Source organism: Clostridium sp., from assembly GCF_018372875.1.
Taxonomy (GTDB): domain Bacteria; phylum Bacillota; class Clostridia; order Clostridiales; family Clostridiaceae; genus Clostridium.
Genome location: NZ_JAHAIF010000050.1, coordinates 1 through 22,275, shown reverse-complemented (window position 1 = coordinate 22,275; position 22,275 = coordinate 1). Strand labels below are relative to the sequence as shown.

Below are 22,275 nucleotides of genomic sequence, written 5' to 3'. Positions count from 1 at the left end.
CTCTTATCCCTATTACTCGTACTCTTTTTGTTATATTTCCCTCCTTAACTGAATATGATTTATTGTAATCTAAAGGAGTGAATAGCTTTGGAGAAAGACAATTTTTTTAAGAACTCATTTTTACTTACAGCCTCAAATATCACCACTGGAATATTAGGATTCATATTTTCAATATACCTATCACATGTGTTAGGTCCTGAAGGAATGGGATTATATAATTTGGTAATGCCAATATATAATCTCTTTATTTGTATGATGTCAGCAGGAATATCTGCATCCATATCAAAGATCTCTGCTGTATATGCTGAGAAACAAGAAAATGGAAATCTAATTAAGACTATAAATACAATTGCTGTATTCAATATAGTATGGGCAATAGTTATTGGAATTTTAGTATTTATATTTGCACCTTTTATAGGTAGGTATGGCATAAATGATGTAAGGGCCATTGATGCAATTAGAGTTACTTGTCCAGCTATGATATTTATAGCATTGTCTAATATTCTAAAGGGATATTTTTGGGGAACATCGAAAATCACAATGCCTGCAATAATAGACATATTTGAAAAAGCATTAAGAATTTTAACAGTTGCAATACTAATTTTTCTTTTCTCTGCAAAAGAACTTACAACTTTAGTAACTTTATGCTACGTTGCGCTGTGTTTAGGAGAGCTACAAAGTTTGGTTCTACTTTATTTTTATTATAGGCAGTGTGCTAAAAAACTACCAAAGACTTATGAAAAAACAGAAAGAAGATCTCAATTACTGTTCAATGTACTTATAATTTGCTTACCACTAACCCTAAATGGATTCTTAAGTAATATCTTTAATACACTATCAACCCTAGTTGTACCTAGGTGTCTAATTACAGCAGGTTTTAACCATACGGAAGCCCTTGCTATGATTGGAAAGTTCTCAGGTATGGCTATGATGATTATTGGAATCCCTTTGATTGTTGTAAGCTCCATAAACACATTACTTATACCAGATTTATCACAAACTCTTGTTAAGGGAAATTATTATGATGCAGCTGTAAGAATTAGAAAAGTAATAAAAATAGCATTTATACTAGGGCTTGCTACCACAACTATATGCTGTCTAATTCCCAATTCATTAGGTGAACTATTCTATCAGAGAGATGATCTTGGCAAATATATCTTATATGCTGGATTAACAGCTCCAGTATTTTTTACATCTACTACGATGTTCGGTATATTAAATGGCATAAATAAACAAGGAATAATTCTAAGAAATTCACTTATAGTAGCAGCATTAGAATTAGTAGGCTTATATGTATTTACATCCATTCCTAGTATAAATATTTATGGATATGTAATTACTTTATTCTTTACTTCTCTAGTAAGCTTAGTGATAAATCTTTATGAGGTTAAAAAACATATTGAATTAAAGTTATCATTAGCTAATGTAATAATATTTACATTACTTTCAGTTTTAACATTTTTAGTTTTACATTCACTAATTAGGAAATTCTTATTACCTCTAAATTTTGCAAGTACTATATTTATAATACTTTTAACCTTTGGAATCTTTGTATTCTGGGGAACCTTTGGAGAATTTGAAGAATAATAAACTCATAAAAAAATCGACAAGGCGACTATTTTATTTTTTATTCTTTAGGAAGAAATGAACTAATATATCGCTAAATTGTTGAAGTTATCCACAATTTAATAATAGATATAATTTCCTAAAGAATACAAAAGTGTAGTGGATATTTATCTTGATTGTTTCGTAGAAAAGTTTCAAGTTACAGAAAAACAAATATCCACTCCACTCATACTTAAGATAGTAAAATCATAAAATTCATATTTTATAATTAATCTATGTCTTAAAAATAGCCTCCTACTAAATTCAGTTTTTCTAATATTCCACTTTTCTCTTCTTTAATGCCTATGGCTTGTTAGATGGACAAGTTATCTACAGGGTTACACCAACTAAAATTAAAGTTTGGAAGTTCGTAGATGAAAAACCTCTAAGAGAATTTCTATATATTAAAGAAGAAATAGTCAAACAACTAGATTTTATGTAAAAACAAAAGAAACTGCTAATGGCAGTTTCTTAAAAAAACATATTATTTCTATCTTATCTAAGTTTTCTTCTCATAAATCGTGGCATTATTCTTATTAACTTTGGTGATATAGTTTGTATATCACTCTTTCTAATTCCACCCATTAATATCATTAGGTATAAATAAACAATTCCACCTATTGCAATAATTACTATTGTAATAGGAGCTGCTGTAAGTCTAGATAAAGAGATAAACTCAAACACATACTTTAATGGTAACTTTAATAAGTATATGACTCCTGCCATAAAAACTGATGCTATCACTGGTTTTATTACTAACTTTGGAATGGATAACCTCATTCTCATAATCTCACAAAGTTTTTTATGATTTAATATTGCAGGTATTAGATGCCAGAATAAGTTACCAATTAACACACCATAAATATTTATACCTGGTATACCAACAAAAATATAATTCACTATAATTTTTACAGTTATACCTGCCATGAAGGTTCCAAGTATAAAGTATAATTTATTTATACTTTGCATAATAACAGCTTGTATTTGTGTCATTGTGCTAAGAAATAGCAAGAATGCACCTATCATCATAAGTTTATGTCCATAAGTTTGGTTGTATAAAGTAACGTATATTAACTCACTTAACATTGAAAGTCCTACTATAGCTGGTATAGCTATTGAAAATGCCATCTTAAATGCATATGCAATTTTTCTCTTTACTTCTTTTCTATCATTAAGAACCATTGATTTCGCAATTGCTGGCAAGGTAGTAGTTCCTATAGACGTTATAATAACTAACGGTACACTTAACAATGTCTTATACATTCCTAGTTGTCCATATAATGCATTTGCACTATCTTTATCAAAACCTGCAATTAATAATCTATTATTTACATTTACCATATCCACTAAACCACCAAAATTTTGCATCCCAGTGCTTAGGGTTATTGGAATAGAGTACATTATAACTTTTCTTAGTATTTTCTTTTCACTAACTTTTCTTACATTTGTTAGGCTTTCTATCTCATCTTCCTCTTGGCTATACTTCTTATCTAAACTGTAAATTAAATATAGAGTTGCAAATAAAGCACCTACAGATGTACCAACTTGAGCCCCTGCATTCCCTAACACTGTAGATACTTGAACAAGTATATAGGCACATAATAGGCTTAATATTACATTTATAAGCTGCTCTATAACTTGAGATACTGCAATTTGAGTCATATGTCCCTTTCCTTGCATATATCCTCTATAAGCAGAAAGAATACAAGTTATTAAAACGCATGGTCCTAAAGCCATTACACCATATGCTGCATCTGAAATTCCAAATAAATTACACAGAGGAATAGCTAGAACCATCATTAAAATTCCAAGTCCTCCACCAAGCATTATATAGAACTTTCTAGATATCCTTAAAGCTTTCTTTGCCCCCTCTTCATTTCCAAGGGCAGAAAGTTCAGATACAACCTTTGCTACTGCAGGTTGTGCCCCCATACAGGTAATTGCATATATAAATACGAATATTTCTGTAGTTTTCGAATATATACCATATCCAGCATCTCCTAATATTCCCACTAAAAATGGAGTATAAAATACCGATATAAACTTTGCCACCATCCCAGCAAGAGAAAGTATAAATACCCCCTTTGCTGCTGAATGCTCCTCTCCCATAGCAATTCTCCTATCTTATAGAAAATTTAAACACATCACTCTTTATCTTCTTAAATATTGGAGGTAACGCTGCTGCTATTGTTTTGTTCTTTAAGTAAGATAACTTGCCTCCAACTTCTCTAAATATAAGCTTATATGCATAAAGGAACTGATAATTTAATCCAAACTTATTGTTAAAGAATGAATTAAGCTCCTTATCTCCATATTTACTATCTCCTATAACTGGATTTCCTAAATGAGCTAAGTGCGCTCTAATTTGATGGCTTCTTCCTGTTATAAGATCAATTTCTAATAGTGAGAAGGCCCCATTTGTTTGAACCGTTTTAACTTCCATAGATATTTCTTTAGAGTTTGAAACTTGTTTGTCAAACACTTTTGAAATATTAGCTTCTTCATTCTTTAATATGTACCCTTTATAAACTCCATCCTTTAGCTTTCCTTTAACCAAAGTATAATAGTATTTCTTAACTTGACCTTCTCTAACTACTTCGTTTAAAGTCTTTAACGCTTCAAAGTTCTTACCAAAAATAACTACACCTGAAGTATTTCTATCTAATCTATTGCAAGATGCTGGTGTGAAAGTTATTTCTTCTTCTGGTCTATAGTCACCCTTTTCATTTAGGTATGAAAGTACATAATCTGTTAATGTAGCTTCATTTCCCTTACTATCTGGATGAACTAACACTCCTGGCCACTTTTCTACTATTAAAACATTTTCATCCTCATATACAACCTTCAACCCTGATGAATCAACTTGGATAAAGTTAGTTTTATTTTCCTTCTTACTTTGTATGTATCTAATTTCAACTTCATCACCTTCAAGTAATGAATATTTTTCCTTTTGTTTCTTTCCGTTTACTCTTATGTCACCTTTTCTAATTGCCTTAAAAATTGCACTTAAAGGAACATCCTTTAACAATTTTCTTAAAAATTTATCTAATCTTTGCCCTGCTTCATTAGATCCTATTTCAATTTTCAAATATAATCAACTCCTAGTCTTTGCTTTTGTTTACTATTCTCCATTCTACTAGAGTAATATTTATTTATATTCTTGTCAAATAATCGTATGCTATTCCACATTGCATTGCAACACCTAGGGGGATAGCGTCCTCATCTATGTCGAATAAATTGGAATGTGCAGCTTTATCTGTCTCTTTTATTTTATTTCCTGTACCTAAATAATAAAAGGCAGAAGTTCTTTCCATTGCAAAAAAAGCGAAACTTTCTACACCCATACTAGGATGCTTTTGTTCTACAACATTTTCTACACCTAGTAGCTCTTTTCCAACATATTTTACTCTCTCTACCATTGTAGCATTATTATATAGACAAGGATATCCCTCTTCTATATAAATATCGCACTCTCCCCTCATGCCTCTACAAATTCCTGTAACTAATTCTTTAAATCTTCTTACTACGTATTCTCTATCTTCTTTAGTTAAAGTTCTAATTATTCCTGTAATCTCAACTTCCTCTGGAATAACATTTTGAGCTGTTCCTCCATTAATACTTCCAACAGTTATTACACTTGGATTTACAGGAGCTATCTCCCTACTAACTATAGTTTGAAGTGCCATTACAACATTTGAGGCAATAACAATAGGGTCTATTGTTGTATGAGGTGCTGCGCCATGGCCCCCTCTTCCTTTTATCTTTATTTTATAAGGATTTGATGCAGCATTTACTACATCACTTTTTATTCTAATTTTCCCATAGTCTAAATCCTCAGTAACATGAAGCCCCACTATTGCATCTACTGTTGGGTTCTCTAAAACCCCTTCCTTTATCATAAAAGGAGCTCCACCAACAGTTTCTTCTGCTGGCTCAAAGAATAACTTTACACATCCACCAAATAAGCGTTTATTCTTATTTAATATTCTTGCCACACCTAGTAGAATTGTTGTATGTGCATCATGTCCACAAGCATGCATTTTTCCTGGAACTTTAGAACTATAGCTACATACCTTTTTATCTTGTATTGGAAGAGCATCCATATCTGCTCTTAACCCTATAACTCTATTATTGTCCTTTTTTTCACCTTTTATAATTCCACATACCCCTGTTTTAGCTACTTCAACATATGGAATTCCTTCTTTAGTTAAAAACTCTTTTATTTTTTCTGAGGTTCTCTTTTCTTCAAAGCCCAATTCTGGATGTTCATGTAAATCTCTTCTTATTGTTATTAATTCATCCTTTATCCTATTTGCTTCCTCAAGAAAAGTAATCATTAAAGTCCTCCCTAAGAATTATTAACTCCAAAATACCTCTACTATATCACCATTATTCAATTTATCTGTATAAGATGCATCTTTCCCATTAATCTTTAGTGTAATATCTCCAGTCACTTTAGTTATATCAATATCCATGTGGTTAAATATATCTATAAATAAAGGTTCTTCTCCACTTAAGATTACATCCTTATTATTAACCTTAACTTTTATTCCTTCTTCTTTTACTTCATTAGTAACTTCTTTTTCTGCTAACTTTTCAGAATATATTCTATCTCCCTCTTCAATAAGAGAGTCATCTTCTAATAAAATACCTTCTTTAAATAATTCTATTTTTCTTTTCAATATGTAATTCTTAATATCTAATATTTTCGATGGAATATATACTAAAATTTAATCTCCATCCTTAATATGATTTGATATCTTTTTCTCTTTACCATTTATAAGCACAACTGGTTCTAAGCTAACCAATTTATCATCTATGTATATATCAATAGAATTAATATTTTCTATAACTTCAATTACTTTAGGTGATGCATCCTTACCATTTTGAGCATAAGTAATTTTCACATTATCTCCTGCATTCACCTCTGATTCTATAGATGCCTTCTTTCTATTTATGCTTATCTTTGCATTTTTCCCCATCTCTCCAAATGCCAATCTTCTTTTACCATTAAGAGTGAACCTTATACTTTTACCATTCTTTCCTATAAGTAGTGATGGATTAACTCCTGCTTGAAGCAAAACATCCATTACAGTATGTTTATGAGAATTAAATAAACTTACTGGTGTACCATTTAAGTTTACATCTATAAAGTCATGTCCCATCTTCTTAATAGCTGATAATGCTATTCCTAAAACTGTAACTCCAGCAGACCCTAATTCATTATTTGATAAACATTCTATTACGCTTGTCCTATCCTTAATAGCTATTCTTTGAGTAGGTAATCCTATGTGATTAGATATCTCTTCTACAAGACCTGGAGTGTGAGCTCCTCCCCCTACTAAGAATAAAGCTGCTGGTGGCTTATTTCCATTAAGAGAAATTATCTCACTTGAAATGGCTGTTGCAATCTTTTCTACAGTTGGAGCAATAGATTTTATAATAGAGCTAGATTCTATAGTATTTTCTAGTCCTAATACATCTGTATATGTAACTTCATCCTGTAATGTCACACTTCTTTTTATATTTTCAGCTGAATTAAAATCAACTAAGCACTCTTGAGCTATTACTTCTGTAATCTCATCTCCTGCCATAGGTACCATTCCATAGGCACATATACTTTCTTTTGAACTTATAGCTATATCTGATGTTCCTGCTCCAATATCAACTAAGGCTATATTTAATAATCTTAAATTCTTAGGAACAGCAGCCTCTATTGCTGCAATTGGTTCTAGTGTTAAATTAGACACCTTTAAATTAACCTTGTTCATAACAGTATATAATGAATCAATAACTGATCTAGGTAGGAAGGTTGCTATTACCTCCGTTCCAATTCTTTCCCCTTTATGTCCTATTAGGTTTGTTATTACATATGAATTTAGGTAATAATCCTTTACTGAATAACCTACACAATATAGCTTACTTTCAGTATTTTTTATTACTTCCTCTTCAGCCTTTTTAACGGCACTTAATTCTACACTTCTTACTATTTCTTCATCTATTTCTTCATCGCCATTAAGCTCTATTTCACCCACTGCATTAACAGTTCTTAGAAATCTACCTGCTGCTGCAATTGATACTTCTTTTAACTGTATTCCTAATTCACTTTCTATATCTTCTTTAACATCCTTAACTACAGATGCAACTAAGTTTATATCGTGAATTTGCCCATCTACCATAGCTCTTTGTTCATGTTCTTTATACTTCTCATATAAAACTTCAAACTTCTTTTCTCTTACAACTCCAACTGTACCAATTATCGACCTAGTACCAATGTCAAGAGAAAATATTATATCTTTAGGATTAAATACACCTCTATCCATAATAACCTCTTCCTAGCAAAACTATAATTAAAGGCTTATATCATGAGATATAAGCCTATTTAAAATTATATATGAATACCAATATTTATTCAATATTTGATAAATTTCATCATATTTACTTAGATATTAATCCATTATCTAAAAGAACCTTAGCAGAGAACTTTCTTTTCATTCCATCATTGAATAGAATTCCAACTTCATCCCCATTAACTTCCACAACTTTTCCTGTTCCAAAAGTCTTATGTGTAACTACTGAATCCTTAACTAACCCATGGGATGCCTTAACAATTTCCATAAATCCACCTTCTTCAATAAATCTAGACCCATCTCTAAACTTTCCTTTTCTCATCTTAGGTACAAAAAGAAACAAATTATCTATTGCTCTTGTTATTCCAACATAAAATAATCTTCTTTCCTCTTCTATATTTTCCTCTTTACTAGATGAATGTGGCATTGTGTCCTCATTACAGTTAATTAAGAATACATTTTTAAACTCCATTCCTTTTACACCATGGATAGTGCTTAATAAAACTCTGTCTTCCGTCTTATTTCTTTTACTTTCTTCTATCTTCTTTCCCACTTCATCTACATGCTCAAAAAATTCAAAGATAGTTTTAAATGATGAAGCTGACATTTTGAATTCTTCAACTATTTCTTCTAAATCTTCAATATTACCTCCAAATCTTTCTGTATATGTTTTAAGGTAATCTATATATCCCATATCAGTTACTATGTATTGTATACCACTGCTTAATGATGACTTCTTTATATAATTAAAATCCCTTTTTAGTTCATCAAGCTTCTTTCTTTGAAATGGTGGAGTATCATCTTTTTCTATAAGAATATCAAAAGTATTTTTTTCATACTTATATTCCCTAATATAAGCTATACTAGTTTTACCAACATACCTAAAGGGTTTATTAATTATATTTATAAAAGCTTCTCTATCATATGGATTCATTGCTAAAGATAAATAAGATAATAGATCCTTACATATAAAATGATTAAAGAAGTTATATTCTTTATCCAACAGGGTAAATGGTATCTTATTTCTTATAAAAGAATCTATAACACTCATAGCCTCCATATTAGTTCTATAAAGAACTATGTTTTCTTTATACCTATAACTGGACTTATTATAGAAAGCTCTAACTTTTTCAGAAATTTCATCTCCCTGTATTCTCTCATCATAAACTCCTTTACATAGGATAATTCCATCCTTATCTTTATACCACTGTATGTCCTTTTTATTTCTTTCCTTATTAAAAGAAATAACCTTTTTTGAACTTTCTATTATGTTTTTGTTACTTCTATAATTTATATGTAAATAATATTTCTTTGCACTTTTAAAGGTTTTATCAAAAGAAACCATGTATTCAGGTTTTGACCCCCTAAAACTATAAATACACTGATCCTCATCCCCAACAGCAAAAAGAGAATTCTCCTCCCCCTCTGTCATTAATTTTAAAAATTCTATTTGAAGATCATCGCAATCTTGAAATTCATCTACAAGAATATATTTAAATACTCTTTTATACCCTTCTCTTATTCTTTTATTGTTTTTAAATAATTCTAAAGCCTTAATAGTTAAGTCATCAAAATCCCAAAGATTATTTTCTTTCTTATATTTATCATAGGCATCATAACATTCCATAAAAATATCTTTAGCTATAGAAGGTTTAAAATCTTCTATATTTTCACCTGATGTTTTAAATAATGATATGTTATTTACAGCCTCCTTAACCCTATCCTCATTAACCTCATCTGAATACTTTCTAAGAACACCCTCTATAATTTTATTGGTTATATATCCTTCAATAATATTTATATTAGCTCCTTCTCTTAGTAAAATTTTATAAAATAAGCCATGGAAAGTACCAAAAAAAGGAGAACTTTCTTTATGAAAGGTATTTATGTATCTATTTTTCATATTCAGAGCTGCTGCTTTAGTAAAAGTTATAACAATTATATTTGATGGATATACAAAAACTTCATCAACTAAATATTTAATTCTATTTATAATAACAGTTGTTTTACCTGAACCTGGCGCTGCTACAACTAATACATTTCTTTCATTTGCCTTTACTGCTTTTAATTGATTTTTATCTAAATGCATATTAATCCTCCCATCTACTAAGTATTACCTTGTAAATGCCTTAAAAATCATTTTGAGTCTTCATTATATTGTAATAATTAAAATGAAAGGGTACAATAGGAATAAGGCATTTTTATGAAAAGAGGAGATTAAGATGACAAATACTAATTCATTCGATGTTAAAAATGACAGAAACTTAACAATGCTTGTAGACTTTTATGAATTAACAATGGGTAACGGATATTTCAATAAAGGATTAGAAGATAAAATTGCCTACTTTGACATGTTCTTTAGAAGAGTACCAGACGGTGGTGGATATTGTATCATGGCTGGTGTAGAACAATTAATTGAATATTTAAGTACCCTAAAATTTACTGATGATGATATTGAATACTTAAAAAGTAAGCATACTTTCTCAGAAGAATTTTTAAATTATCTAAAGAATTTTAAGTTCTCTTGTGATGTTTGGGCTGTTCCAGAAGGAAACCCAGTATTCCCAAATGAACCTTTAGTAACAGTTAGAGGACCAGTAATTCAAGCTCAATTTATTGAAACTATGATACTTCTTACAATAAACCATCAAACTCTTATAGCTACAAAAGCTAACAGAATATCAAGAGCTGCAAATGGTAGACCTGTAATGGAATTTGGTTCAAGAAGAGCTCAAGGTTACGATGGAGCTATATACGGAGCAAGAGCTTCTATTATTGGAGGATGTAGCTCAACTGCATGTACTATTTCAGATAAGATGTTTAATATTCCTGCTGTTGGAACTATGGCACATAGCTGGGTTCAACTATATGATAGTGAATATGAAGCATTTAAGAGCTGGGCAGAAATATACCCTGATAACTGTACTTTATTAATAGATACTTATAATGTTATAAAATCAGGTATTCCAAATGCTATAAAGGTATTTGATGAAGTTTTAAAGCCAATGGGTAAGAGACCTTCAGGTGTTAGAATCGACTCTGGTGATATAACTTACTTAACTAAAAAGTGTAGAAAGATGCTTGATGCAGCAGGCTATGAAGATTGTAAGATAGTAATTTCTAACTCTCTTGATGAATATATAATTAGAGATGTTCTTGAACAAGGGGCTTGTATAGATTCATTTGGTGTTGGAGAAAGATTGATAACTGCAAAATCTGAACCTGTCTTTGGAGGAGTATATAAATTATCCGCTGTTGAAAAGGATGGAGAAGTTATTCCTAAAATAAAAATAAGTGAAAATGATGAAAAAATAACTAATCCAGGATTTAAGAAATTAGTTAGAATTTTCGATAAGGATTCACATATGGCTATAGCAGACTTATTAACTATTAATAATGAAGTTATAGATGAAAATGAAGAACTAGAAATATTTGATCCAGTTCATACATGGAAAAGAAAGAAAATAACAAACTTCTATACTAAGGATTTACAAGTTCCTATATTTGAAAAAGGGAAACTTGTGTACACTAGTCCTACAGTAATGGAAATAAAAGATTTTGCTAAAAAGGAAACAGAAAAGTTATGGCCTGAAGTTTTAAGATTTGAAAATCCTCATACTTACTATGTAGATTTATCTTATGATTTATGGACATTAAAACAAAATCTGCTTCATAAATACAGTACAATTTACAAATAGTATTTTTTGAGAAATTGCTTTGCAATTTCTCTTTTTATTTAAATTTAAAAAACTTTGCTTTCGCAAAGTTTTAAATACAATTACCCTTTATTAATTATTCCTTTAATACTGACTTATTTCTCTTTCTATTTTTATCCCCAAAAACTCTCCATTAAATGTTTCCTCAGCATAGTCATATTCTTCATTAACTATATCCTTAAACTTCAATTTAGAATCTGAAACATATTCTTTAAAAGGACAATTACCCTCTAAATTTAATGTATTCATAGGGCATTCTATATTACATTCAACCCTGTCTTTACCAGTTGACCAAAACGGACACTTACTCATATTCTCCCCCCACCTTTACTGAAAACGAATCCACCATATGCCCACATTATATTATAATTTCCAGCAAAAATAAAGGTTTTTTTTACAATTTAGTATATTTTTATATAATTGCCAACCTATTAGACCACTCTATTGACTCCATATATAAATCAATAAGGATTTTTTTATCTAAATTTAGCATTTCACAATATTCTTCCATTCTATTAATATTCATATTCTCATAAGAAAGAACTAACTCTAGCACCTTTCTTAAATCATTCTCTTTTCCTAGTAATGCATCTTTTATTTCTTCATTAACAGGTAACTCCTGTATAATTTCAGCCATATCTCTTTGCATATAACTATCTAAATTTGAAAATAAGCCTACCATAAATGCTAATGATTGATTTTTTTCTTCTATTCTCGCTTGAACTAACTCGCAAAATCTTCCTCTTATTATTGTACCATTGGTAACTTCTTCACTATTCCCCCCTCTCATTTCACTCATTACAATCATAGCAAGCCACTTTTTTAATTCCCTTCGTCCTAAAAGCATTATCGCTTGTCTTATAGATGAAATTTTTTGAACAAAAGAAAATGCTGCAGAATTTAAAAACTTCATTAACTTATAACTTATAGAAACATCCGTCTTTATTATTGATTCAATTTTATCTACATCAAAATCATCTCTTAACAATTCACTCATTAAGTTAAAGCAAGTTACATTTCTTACTGGTATATCTTTTTCTTCTATCATTATAGGCTTGCTAAAATAATATCCTTGAAAATAAGAATAACCACTGTCCATAGCTTCTATATACTCTTCTTCTGTCTCTATCTTCTCTGCTAATAGCTTTGCTTCAGGATTATAATTCTTCAATACATTTACAAGAAACTTTCGTTGATTTGGCGATGTAATTTTAAAGTCTATCTTATATATATCTATCATTGTCCCAAAATTTTTATAATTTGTACTAAAGGATACGTCATCTAGAGCTAATACGTATCCTTTTGATTTTAGTTCCTTCAAATAACTCACTACATCTTCTGTGGGAATAACATTTTCTAAAATTTCTACTACTACCTTCTCTTTAGATAAAAGGCTTGCCACATCATTTAATAATACTCCTTGAGAAAAATTAATATAGGCTTTTTTATTATTTGTCAGTTCATTTAATCCGATTGTTGCACAATTAGAAATTAATTTTATAGTAGCACTATCCTCATCTATATTTCCTACAAATCTATTTTCTTTAGAATTCCTAAATAATAACTCATATGCTTGTACTTTAAAATTTCTATCATATATTGCTTGCCTTGCTAAATAAATATTCATAACTAGCACCTCTATTACTTCGTTAATAACATTATATAACATTTTATAACATTTTTCCTATATTTTTTAACATTTTATGACCTTAGTCCTCTTTTTACTTTTTATTACTAACGCAGTAATCTTCCCATTTATAAAGCCATGTATATATAAAACCTAATCCCGTTAATTAAGATAAAAATTAATAGTTTGGAAACAGCAAAAAAAAGAGAAATTACATTTGCAATTTCTCTTTTAAATCTTATAATCCCGAATTTTTAACTACTGATATATCTATGATCTCATTTTGGAATGCTTTTAATAAAGCTTTTTCTAAAACCTTTTGTTGATCAAAATTTTCTATATCCTTACATTCAGCAAAAACTTTATGTTTTTCTCCTCTAACATTTCTATATGTTAGGGTAACATAAGGTTTATCATACTCAACATTTAATATTTTAACTCCCCAAGAAAACTGTGCATAATCACCCTCTACAGTTAACTTACTTAACTCTTGAAGTTTTCCTTTCTCTTCACTTGGATCATTTACAATTATTAATTTGTCTCCAACTTTATATTTTGCCATATTTAAGACCTCCTATAGATTCCAATATCTCCTAACATAACTTAGTGTATCACTGATTACTTTCTATTGCAATAATAAGAAAGATAATGAATATATTGTAAACAAGTTCTTTTACAAAAAGGCGGGGTATATTTATTTTGCTCGTTCCGTTGCAATCTCCAAGTCACATCAAAACAAATATCCCTCCCCCACTCCTACTAAAGGTAAGGAAAATATAAAATTATTATCCTTGATTTTATATTTTTAATATAAAATTGTAATAATAACTTTAATTTATAGCTAATTAAAATTTTATATTTTCCTCGTATAATAAAATCATAAAAGTAAATACGAATATTATTACTTTTATAGGTACAGTCTAATCAGTGAAAATAATATATGAATAGGTTATTGACGTTAATTTCCTGGGTGCTTACGCTTACCCGTCGTATAGACTGTTATTCCATTCAATGATATTTATGAGTAACTGGTTGGGTTTCTATCTTTTAGAATTACCCGAATAACAAACGAGGATATAATTCATTGAAATATAATGGAAGTCCTATTCTAACAAAAGGAGAATTTATATGATTAACCATACCAATTATTTTGTTGCTGGAATTGATATTTCTTCAAAGTCTTCAGTTGTAACTATATTATCACCTAATGGTGAGATTTATGGTAAAAAACTAACTATTACTAACAATTTATCTGGCTTTAAAAAATTGCATGATATTTTAGTAAAAATATACTCTGAGCACAATATAAAAACTAAGATTTTCATGGAATCAACTGGATTATATCATATTCTTCTTTTTAATTATTTTAGTAAGTGTGGATATGAATGTTTTGTAATTAATCCAATTAAAACAAAGAACTTTGCAAAGCAAAGTATACGAAAGGTAAAAAACGATAAGATAGATTCATTGAGGATTGCACAATTAGCACAATCCCCAACTTTTATAAATGATTCTATTTTTGATGAAAATTTCTTCATATTAAAGAAATTATGTAGAGAGTACTCCTCTCTCATATCTCAACGTGCTCAATATAAAAAGAAATTAATTTCATCATTAAATATAGTATTTCCTAATTTCAGTTCATTATTCAGTGACCCTTTTAGTCCTATACCTCTTGCTATTTTAAAAAGATGCCCATCATATGATATTTTCCTATCAACGTCTAAGCAAGAGATTGTAAATTTAATTATATCTACCGTAAATCATTCTAAAGAATGGGCTGAAGCAAAGTACAACGCAATTCTTCAAGTTGCTTTAGAGTGCAAAGAACTTAAGATAAGTTCTACAGCTTTAAATATAGAAATACTGTGTTTTGTTAATATAATTGATAACCTTTCATTAACTAGTGAATCTTTATTAAATCACATTAAAGAATTTTGTAAAGAGATCCCTTTACTAGAGCATAATATTAATTTGCTTTGCAGTCACCCTGAAGTTGGATTTATTAGTGCTGTATCATTACTTGCAGAAATAGGCAATATAAACAACTTTAAAAACGCTAAAAAGCTAGTAGCTTTTGTAGGCGTTGATTCTACCGTTTGCCAATCTGGGAACTTCAATAGTACTCACAATAAATTAAGTAAACGGGGATCTAATTATTGCAGAAAGATACTTTTTAATTTGGCAATAGCATCTATAAAAACACGCCGTAACGGAGTTGCTGCCAATCCTGTTTTATTAAGTTATTATAAAAAATTGTGTGAGAAAAAACCTAAAAAAGTTTCTATTTGTGCAGTAATGCATAAATTAATCAATCATTTTTTTGCTATTCTTAGGGATCAGAAACCTTTTGAACTAAGGTTACCTGAAACTCACCAGAAACTCTACATCGATAGTAACTTAAAGGCCATTGTTTAACGAACAATAGTATAGATTTACTTGTCCATAATTCTTATTATAATTATGGTGTGTTTACTATACCCTTTTTTAAATAAATTCTATTTTAAAAAAAGTATTGACTTTTTATAACTGGTCTAAAAGAACAAAAAATATAGGAGTATTTATATACTCCTAAAAATGAAATTGAACATGAACTGATGTTAAATATTTAACATATTTGTTTATATTTTAACATACTTTCAAAAGTTAAGCAACTCCTTTTTATTTAAATAAACAATAATTATTATTAAATACTCACTAACTTCTACGAATAATCATTGACACTTATTTAATAATTTATTATAATATTTTTAACAAACTGGAAAGGATGACTCTTATGGAAAATATAACTGCTGTTTTTAAAGAAAAGAAGTTAAAGCTTACTCCACAAAGACTTGCAGTATATAAGTATCTTATGAGCACAAAGGAACATCCATCTGCAGAAGCAATTTATAAGGCTATTCAAACAGAATATCCTACTATGAGTTTAGCTACGGTTTATAAAGCACTTAAAACATTAGCTGAAGTCGGGTTAATACAAGAAATAAATGTTGGTGAAGGTAATTTCAGATATGATGGAACTACTTATCCACATCCACATCTTCAATGTATAAATTGTAGTAAAGTAGAAGATTTAGATTCTCTATGCTTAGATAACTTAAATGCTGAAGCAAGTAAGGTTTCAAAGTACAAGATTTTATCAAACCAAATATATTTCTATGGAATATGTCCTGATTGCGACAAATAAAGGATCACTTTATATCAAGTGATCTTTTTTATTTATATTCTTATTCAACTCTTCATATAATGTATATGAGGTGAATAAATTGAATGTACTAATTATAAAGAAAAAACAAATTTTAATATTCTCATTTTTTATAATACTAATAATCTCTACATTAATTTTGTTACGAATCCCTAAAAAGGAAACTGATATTAATGTTATAGCTCCAATAGAGTATGGAAAATCAACATCAATTGATTTAAATGGAGACAATATAGAAGATGCTATTGAAATAATATCTAATGATGGCTTTGATGATATTAAAATTACTATAGGAAATAAAAACTACCTCCTAAGTAAATTATGTGACAACAATAACTTAGGAAAAACAAAGTCCCATTGGCCTACAAAAGTATTTCTAAAAAATCTTTCAAGAAGCTCAACACCAGAGATAATAGTACAAACATCACAAGATAAAAGTATCTCTTATATATTCAAATGGATAGATGGCGACTTTAAAAAAATTTTTACATCTAATAAAAATATTTTTGGTATATTAGATTCAAGCGGAAATAAAACTCCACAATGTTACTCATTAAACTCATATTCTGGCAACTCATCTTTAGATTCATTTATGATAATAGATAATGCTACAATGAATATAACTACAGATAGCATTAAAATTCCGGACCTTGGCAATATCCTATCTTTAATTGACCTGTTACAAAAAGATTATGAATTAGATGAAGTGCCAGATATATTCTCTGAAAACATCTCAGAAAGCGAACTAGGGTTATTGTGGAACCTTGATAAAGAACATAATCAATATAGCTTTCAAAACGCTTTCTTTTATGATGAATCTGTTGATAATGAAGGCAATATAACATCAATGAAATGGATATTATCTTTTGAAAAATATATACGTGAAAAGGATGATTCATCAAAAACTGAAACTACATTCTATGTAAATACAATAAAGAGTGGGGATAATTCATACAAAATATCCTCAATATACAAGAAATAAAAATGAAAAGGCCGCATCAACTGCGGCCTAAAAGGGGGATGGGGGGTTTTAGCTTTATGAAGAATAACTTCATGTAGCTATAGGAGAATACTTTCTCCGGTACATTAATATTATTGACTATATTCATTGGAATTATACAGTTTTATTTTTCATTAAATGCACCATTATTATATAGTTCTATTATTTTATCTACAAATTGTACTTTATTAGGATCAACTATCTTTCTTAAGGATAATAATATCTGTATGTTTTCATCATCAACTTCTTCAGGATATGAATTTTCATCGAATTTAGATATATTTTCGGTATTTACTTTATTGTCCATATGATTCCCCATCATATTCATTCCACTCATTGCATTCATCATACTTTCAAAGTTAAAATTATTATTGTTACCATTCATATTAGTATTTCCGTTATTATTGTTATTCATCTGCTGATTCATTGAGTTTAAATCAAAGCCTTCCATATTCATTGAATTTAACATACTTCCTAGTCTATTCATATCAATGTTTCCACCTAACATCCCAAAAAGCTGTTGTGGATTAATTCCAAATGGAAATCTATTATTTGAGTTTGCACCAAAGCCTTGATTCCTACCCATATTATTACTCTCTCTTGATCTATCCCTATGCCTACGTTTTGACATAATGATCCTCCTAAAATGAGTATTATTTATGATATTATATGTACCAATGTATATTTTGGTTATAAATTAAGGCAAATTTTTTGGAGGGCATTCCTGCCCTCCACCTAACTTTACTACCAACTAAATCCGTCGGATCCGCAGCTACCACAGCTCCAACCATAAAGTAAAAATAGTAATATTATTAAGATTGAATTAGTGTTTAATAATCCTGCTCCGCAAGCTATTAACCAGAATATAATAGCTTCTAGGATACCACAGCCCATTCCATTGTTGTTATTGCTTCCACAGCAGCAATCATCATAGCAACAATCACAGCAATTACAGCAATTACATGGATCACAACATTCACAACAGCAGTAATTATCTTTTCTACGCTTCTTCTTTGACATAACTATCGCTCCCTTCTAGATTAGTCAGATAGCTATTTTATTAGCATCCGCAACCGCAACCATCACCTATGAAGTTGCCACAACCACCGCAATCACCAGAGCATATAAATAATAGAACTAGTAAGAATAACCACCAAGATCCACCAAAGAATCCATTATTGTTTCCGCATCCGCATCCATTGTTGTAGTTATTTCCTCCACAGCAGCAGCAGCAATCATCTTTCCTTTTCTTCTTTTCGCAGCAGCAGCAACAATTATTTCTACTATTGTTACCACCAAATCCTCCGCCAAAGCCATTTCCGCCCCAACCGAAGAAGAAGAATAATAAGATTATCCAAATCCACCAACCGCCGAATCCGCCGCCGAATCCGCCGCAGTTACCAAATCCACAATTTCCACCACAATTTCCACCACAACCACAATTATTATTGTTAGTTCCACAATTATTATTGTTGTTTGCGCCATTATTGCAGTTTAATCCATTAATAATGTCATTGATTTCCATATCATTTCCTCCTTGGGATTTAATATTTAATTTTTATAGTATATCTTATTCTATAAAGAATTATTTGACACAATTTTCATATAAAATTTCTTATTTACTACAAAAAAAGAAATAGAGCAACTTAGAAAAAACTCTAAATTGCTCTATTTACTACTCTTCTGAAGCTAAATCTCCAAATAAATTATCTATTAACTCATCTTTTCCTTTTTTATTTAAGGATGAGAAGTAATATAATTTATCCTCTGGACTTAACTTTAAAGTTTCTTTTATTATCTTTTTACTTTTACCTAATTCATTATTAGATAACTTATCACTCTTTGTTGCAACTACTATAACATCATATCCATAATGCTTTATCCATTCATGCATCATTATATCATCAGCAGTTGGCTTATGTCTTGAATCCACTAGAAGAACAACTCTCTTAAGTTCTTCTCTTCCATTTAAGTAAGTTTCTATTGTCTTCCCCCAGCTCTCCTTTTCTTTCTTTGATACCTTTGCATATCCATACCCAGGTAAATCAACTAAATAAAAATCATTATTTATAAGAAAGAAGTTAATTAACCTTGTTTTTCCTGGAGTACCACTTACTTTAGCTAACTTTCTTCTGTTAGTAAGAGCATTTATAATTGAACTCTTACCTACGTTTGATCTTCCAACAAAAGCTACCTCCACCCTATCATCCTTAGGATACTGATCTCTTTTTACTGCTGAAATTATAAATTCACTTTGTTTAATTCTCATTGGCTTCATCTCCAACTATAGCATTATTTAATACCTCTCCAACTTCCTCCACTGTTATAATAGTAAGGTTTTCCTTTACTGAAGAAGGTATCTTTTCTATATCTTTTTCATTTTCTTTTGGAATTATTATTGTGTCTATTCCCATTCTATACGCAGCTAAAGATTTTTCCTTTAATCCACCTATAGCTAAAACTCTTCCTGTTAAAGTAACTTCACCTGTCATAGCCACATTACACTTAACCTTATTACACGATAACGCTGATACAAGGGCAGTTACCATAGTAACACCAGCAGAAGGTCCATCCTTAGGAACAGCTCCTTCTGGAACATGAATATGTATGTCCTTAGTCTTATAGAAGTCTTCTTCTATATTGTACTTAGATGTATTTGCCCTTACATATGTATAGGCTGCCTTTGCTGATTCTTGCATTACATCACCAAGCTGTCCTGTAAGCTGAAGTTTACCACTACCACTCATAACCATAGCTTCTACTGGTAAAGTATCTCCACCATATGCAGTCCAAGCCATTCCTGTAACTACACCAACCTTGTCTTCCTTCATCTTTTCATCAAAGCTATATCTCTTAGTTCCAAGTAACTCTTCTACCTTAGCCTTATCTATATTCATAGACTTTAAATTTTTCTTTAATATAGATGCCATTGACTTTCTAATTAAAGAAGAAATAACTCTTTCAAGGCTTCTTACACCAGATTCCCTAGTATAACCATCTATAACAAACCTAATAGCTTCATCATTTATAGTAATAACTTCATTATTTAATTTGTATTCTTTAAATATTTTAGGAATTAGGTGATTTCTTGCTATATTAAATTTTTCTTCATAAGTATATCCCGACACTTCTACAACTTCCATTCTATCTAACAATGGTCTTGGTATTGTATCCAAGCTATTTGCAGTTGTAATAAATAAAACCTTAGATAAATCTATTGGAAGCTCCATGTAGTTATCCCTAAATGTTTTATTTTGTTCGCTATCCAATACCTCCAATAGAGCATCCCCTGGATTGCCCTTATAATCTGAGCTCAATTTATCAATTTCATCTAGTAATATTAGAGGATTCATTGATTTAGCTTCTTTTAAGGAATAAACTATTCTACCTGGAATAGCTCCAACATAAGTTCTTCTATGTCCCCTAATTTCAGCTTCATCTCTCATTCCACCTAAAGACATTCTTACATACTTTCTATTTATAGCCTTTGCAATAGATCTTGCAATAGATGTTTTACCAACACCTGGAGGTCCTACTAAACATAAAATTGGTCCTTTTAAAGTTCCACTCATCTTCTTAACAGAAAGATACTCTAATATTCTTTCTTTTACATCCTCTAATCCATAATGCTCTTCATTTAAAACTTCTTCAGCCCTATTTATATCTAATCGTTCCTTTGTATTTTTACCCCATGGTAAATCGAACACCCAATCTAAATAGCTTTGAATTGCATTTCCTTCAGATGAAGAGATATTCATTCCCTTTAGCTTTTTTAGTTCATATGAAGCTTTCTCCTTAACCTCCTTAGGAAGTTTCATAGTCTCAAGCTTTTCTTCATATTCTTTTATTATTTTAGACTCTTCATCATCTTGTCCTAATTCTTGTTGAATAAACTTAAGCTGCTCTCTTAAATAGAATTCTTTTTGAGAATCATCAACACTCTTCTTCATCTTTTTAGCAAGCTTTTTTTGCACTTGAATAACTTTTATCTCATTTTCTATAAATACTATGATAGCTTCTATTCTCTTCTTTATATCTAAAGTTTCAAGTATTTCTTGTTTCTTTTCCTCAGATATTGGTAAATATCCAGAAACCATATCCACATACTCTAGTACGTTATCTACAAGTTTTATTTCTTTAGCAAATTCACTAGTATTTTCGCCTGCTTGTTTTAAAAATTTTGCAAGAGTTTTCTTTAAAGAATTAAAGTACGCCTCTATCTCCGGACTTTCTTCTAATGTTTCATTAATCTCACTTATAGAAACCTCAAAGTAGTTTTCGTTATTAAAATATTCCTTTATTTCGCATCTTACCTTACCTTCTACTAATACTCTCATAGTATCGCCAGGCATCTTTATTATTTGCTTTATTTTACATAAAGTTCCTATCTTACTTATATTCTCAGAAGTAGGTTCTTCTATCTCTGGATCTCTTTGTGATGCTAAAAATATATTTTCATCATTTAACATTGCTTCTTCAATAGCAGCAACTGATTTCTCACGTCCCACATCAAAATGTAATACCATATTAGGAAAAATAGTTAGTCCCCTTAAAGGAATCAAAGGAAGTCTAATATACTCTTTCATAATACTCTCCCTCCATCCATGTTATAATTATTTAGACTTAATTAGTATACACATAATATATATTTTTTTCAATAATTAGACTTTAAAGTTTGAGTCAAGTAAAAGTTGGCAATAATTTCACTTATTTTTATATCCATTATTCTACAGTTGACTTTTATAATTTCCCTACCCAAACCTACTTTTAAT

The 22,275-nt window shown here is 29.9% G+C and carries 17 protein-coding genes and 1 pseudogene; 5 read left to right on the top strand and 13 right to left on the bottom strand.

All coding sequences use genetic code 11. The annotated features are described in order from the left end of the window. Positions 1–87: 87 nt before the first annotated feature. The gene (spoVB, locus tag KIB46_RS13375; protein WP_291672511.1) at positions 88–1,587 is read left to right on the top strand and encodes a stage V sporulation protein B; all 1,500 of its coding nucleotides are present in this window, start codon (positions 88–90) and stop codon (positions 1,585–1,587) included. Positions 1,588–2,100: 513 nt separating this feature from the next. On the opposite strand, the gene KIB46_RS13370 is transcribed toward spoVB, so the two are convergent. The 5 genes and pseudogenes from KIB46_RS13370 to KIB46_RS13350 form a co-directional block, all read right to left on the bottom strand. Further along, positions 2,101–3,714, bottom strand: coding sequence for a polysaccharide biosynthesis protein (locus tag KIB46_RS13370; RefSeq protein ID WP_156560602.1), 1,614 nt, complete (start codon positions 3,712–3,714; stop codon positions 2,101–2,103). A gap of 10 nt (positions 3,715–3,724) precedes the next feature. Beyond that, positions 3,725–4,693, bottom strand: a complete 969-nt coding sequence (locus KIB46_RS13365) for an RluA family pseudouridine synthase (protein WP_156560604.1) — start codon at positions 4,691–4,693, stop codon at positions 3,725–3,727. Positions 4,694–4,757: 64 nt separating this feature from the next. Next, entirely contained in the window at positions 4,758–5,942 is a 1,185-nt protein-coding gene (locus KIB46_RS13360; protein WP_156560606.1) for a M20 family metallopeptidase, read from the bottom strand. Positions 5,943–5,963: 21 nt separating this feature from the next. After that, positions 5,964–7,928: pseudogene (locus KIB46_RS13355) on the bottom strand (cell division protein FtsA). 115 nt (positions 7,929–8,043) lie between these two features. Next, a complete protein-coding gene (locus KIB46_RS13350) occupies positions 8,044–10,050 on the bottom strand; it encodes an ATP-dependent helicase (RefSeq protein ID WP_156560610.1) in 2,007 nt (668 codons plus the stop codon). Positions 10,051–10,177: 127 nt separating this feature from the next. Here KIB46_RS13350 and KIB46_RS13345 point away from each other — a divergent pair, with 127 nt between their 5' ends. Beyond that, entirely contained in the window at positions 10,178–11,653 is a 1,476-nt protein-coding gene (locus tag KIB46_RS13345) for a nicotinate phosphoribosyltransferase (protein ID WP_156560612.1), read from the top strand. A 102-nt stretch (positions 11,654–11,755) separates the two neighbouring features. Here KIB46_RS13345 and KIB46_RS13340 read toward each other — a convergent pair whose 3' ends face one another. The 3 genes from KIB46_RS13340 to KIB46_RS13330 all read right to left on the bottom strand — a co-directional run bounded on the left by KIB46_RS13340 (position 11,756) and on the right by KIB46_RS13330 (position 13,860). Then, a complete protein-coding gene (locus tag KIB46_RS13340; RefSeq protein WP_291672508.1) occupies positions 11,756–11,983 on the bottom strand; it encodes a hypothetical protein in 228 nt (75 codons plus the stop codon). Positions 11,984–12,083: 100 nt separating this feature from the next. Then, positions 12,084–13,298: an HDOD domain-containing protein gene (locus tag KIB46_RS13335; protein ID WP_291672506.1), complete on the bottom strand. Its 1,215-nt coding sequence runs from the start codon at positions 13,296–13,298 to the stop codon at positions 12,084–12,086. A 238-nt stretch (positions 13,299–13,536) separates the two neighbouring features. After that, positions 13,537–13,860, bottom strand: coding sequence for a hypothetical protein (locus KIB46_RS13330; RefSeq protein ID WP_156560619.1), 324 nt, complete (start codon positions 13,858–13,860; stop codon positions 13,537–13,539). A gap of 566 nt (positions 13,861–14,426) precedes the next feature. Between KIB46_RS13330 and KIB46_RS13325 the strand changes: the two genes are divergently transcribed. The 3 genes from KIB46_RS13325 (at position 14,427) to KIB46_RS13315 (ending at position 17,485) form a co-directional block, all read left to right on the top strand. Beyond that, positions 14,427–15,716 carry an IS110 family transposase gene (locus KIB46_RS13325; RefSeq protein ID WP_291672503.1) on the top strand — a complete coding sequence of 430 codons (1,290 nt, stop codon included), beginning with the start codon at positions 14,427–14,429 and terminating at the stop codon, positions 15,714–15,716. A 358-nt stretch (positions 15,717–16,074) separates the two neighbouring features. Continuing rightward, positions 16,075–16,485: a Fur family transcriptional regulator gene (locus KIB46_RS13320; RefSeq protein ID WP_049177101.1), complete on the top strand. Its 411-nt coding sequence runs from the start codon at positions 16,075–16,077 to the stop codon at positions 16,483–16,485. A gap of 79 nt (positions 16,486–16,564) precedes the next feature. Further along, entirely contained in the window at positions 16,565–17,485 is a 921-nt protein-coding gene (locus tag KIB46_RS13315; RefSeq protein ID WP_291672500.1) for a hypothetical protein, read from the top strand. Positions 17,486–17,627: 142 nt separating this feature from the next. Here KIB46_RS13315 and KIB46_RS13310 read toward each other — a convergent pair whose 3' ends face one another. From KIB46_RS13310 to lon, 5 genes are all read right to left on the bottom strand, one after another. Further along, positions 17,628–18,134: a hypothetical protein gene (locus KIB46_RS13310; protein WP_291672498.1), complete on the bottom strand. Its 507-nt coding sequence runs from the start codon at positions 18,132–18,134 to the stop codon at positions 17,628–17,630. Positions 18,135–18,247: 113 nt separating this feature from the next. Continuing rightward, positions 18,248–18,523 carry a hypothetical protein gene (locus KIB46_RS13305; protein ID WP_291672496.1) on the bottom strand — a complete coding sequence of 92 codons (276 nt, stop codon included), beginning with the start codon at positions 18,521–18,523 and terminating at the stop codon, positions 18,248–18,250. A 117-nt stretch (positions 18,524–18,640) separates the two neighbouring features. Then, positions 18,641–18,820 carry a hypothetical protein gene (locus tag KIB46_RS13300; protein WP_291672494.1) on the bottom strand — a complete coding sequence of 60 codons (180 nt, stop codon included), beginning with the start codon at positions 18,818–18,820 and terminating at the stop codon, positions 18,641–18,643. A gap of 358 nt (positions 18,821–19,178) precedes the next feature. Further along, positions 19,179–19,772: a ribosome biogenesis GTP-binding protein YihA/YsxC gene (gene yihA / locus KIB46_RS13295; RefSeq protein WP_027096812.1), complete on the bottom strand. Its 594-nt coding sequence runs from the start codon at positions 19,770–19,772 to the stop codon at positions 19,179–19,181. Continuing rightward, a complete protein-coding gene (lon, locus tag KIB46_RS13290) occupies positions 19,762–22,089 on the bottom strand; it encodes an endopeptidase La (RefSeq protein WP_291672492.1) in 2,328 nt (775 codons plus the stop codon). Before lon ends, yihA begins: the two co-directional genes overlap by 11 nt. Between the last annotated feature and the right edge of the window lie 186 nt (positions 22,090–22,275).

Bases quoted from the DNA above. Each gene is read 5' to 3' on its own strand.
- KIB46_RS13310 (WP_291672498.1), bottom strand. From the start codon at position 18,134: ATGTCAAAACGTAGGCATAGGGATAGATCAAGAGAGAGTAATAATATG.
- KIB46_RS13370 (WP_156560602.1), bottom strand. From the start codon at position 3,714: ATGGGAGAGGAGCATTCAGCAGCAAAGGGGGTATTTATACTTTCTCTT.
- KIB46_RS13330 (WP_156560619.1), bottom strand. From the start codon at position 13,860: ATGGCAAAATATAAAGTTGGAGACAAATTAATAATTGTAAATGATCCA.
- yihA (WP_027096812.1), bottom strand. From the start codon at position 19,772: ATGAGAATTAAACAAAGTGAATTTATAATTTCAGCAGTAAAAAGAGAT.
- KIB46_RS13340 (WP_291672508.1), bottom strand. From the start codon at position 11,983: ATGAGTAAGTGTCCGTTTTGGTCAACTGGTAAAGACAGGGTTGAATGT.
- KIB46_RS13345 (WP_156560612.1), top strand. From the start codon at position 10,178: ATGACAAATACTAATTCATTCGATGTTAAAAATGACAGAAACTTAACA.
- KIB46_RS13305 (WP_291672496.1), bottom strand. From the start codon at position 18,523: ATGTCAAAGAAGAAGCGTAGAAAAGATAATTACTGCTGTTGTGAATGT.
- KIB46_RS13320 (WP_049177101.1), top strand. From the start codon at position 16,075: ATGGAAAATATAACTGCTGTTTTTAAAGAAAAGAAGTTAAAGCTTACT.
- KIB46_RS13335 (WP_291672506.1), bottom strand. From the start codon at position 13,298: ATGAATATTTATTTAGCAAGGCAAGCAATATATGATAGAAATTTTAAA.
- KIB46_RS13360 (WP_156560606.1), bottom strand. From the start codon at position 5,942: ATGATTACTTTTCTTGAGGAAGCAAATAGGATAAAGGATGAATTAATA.
- KIB46_RS13325 (WP_291672503.1), top strand. From the start codon at position 14,427: ATGATTAACCATACCAATTATTTTGTTGCTGGAATTGATATTTCTTCA.
- lon (WP_291672492.1), bottom strand. From the start codon at position 22,089: ATGAAAGAGTATATTAGACTTCCTTTGATTCCTTTAAGGGGACTAACT.
- KIB46_RS13300 (WP_291672494.1), bottom strand. From the start codon at position 18,820: ATGGCTTTGGCGGAGGATTTGGTGGTAACAATAGTAGAAATAATTGTT.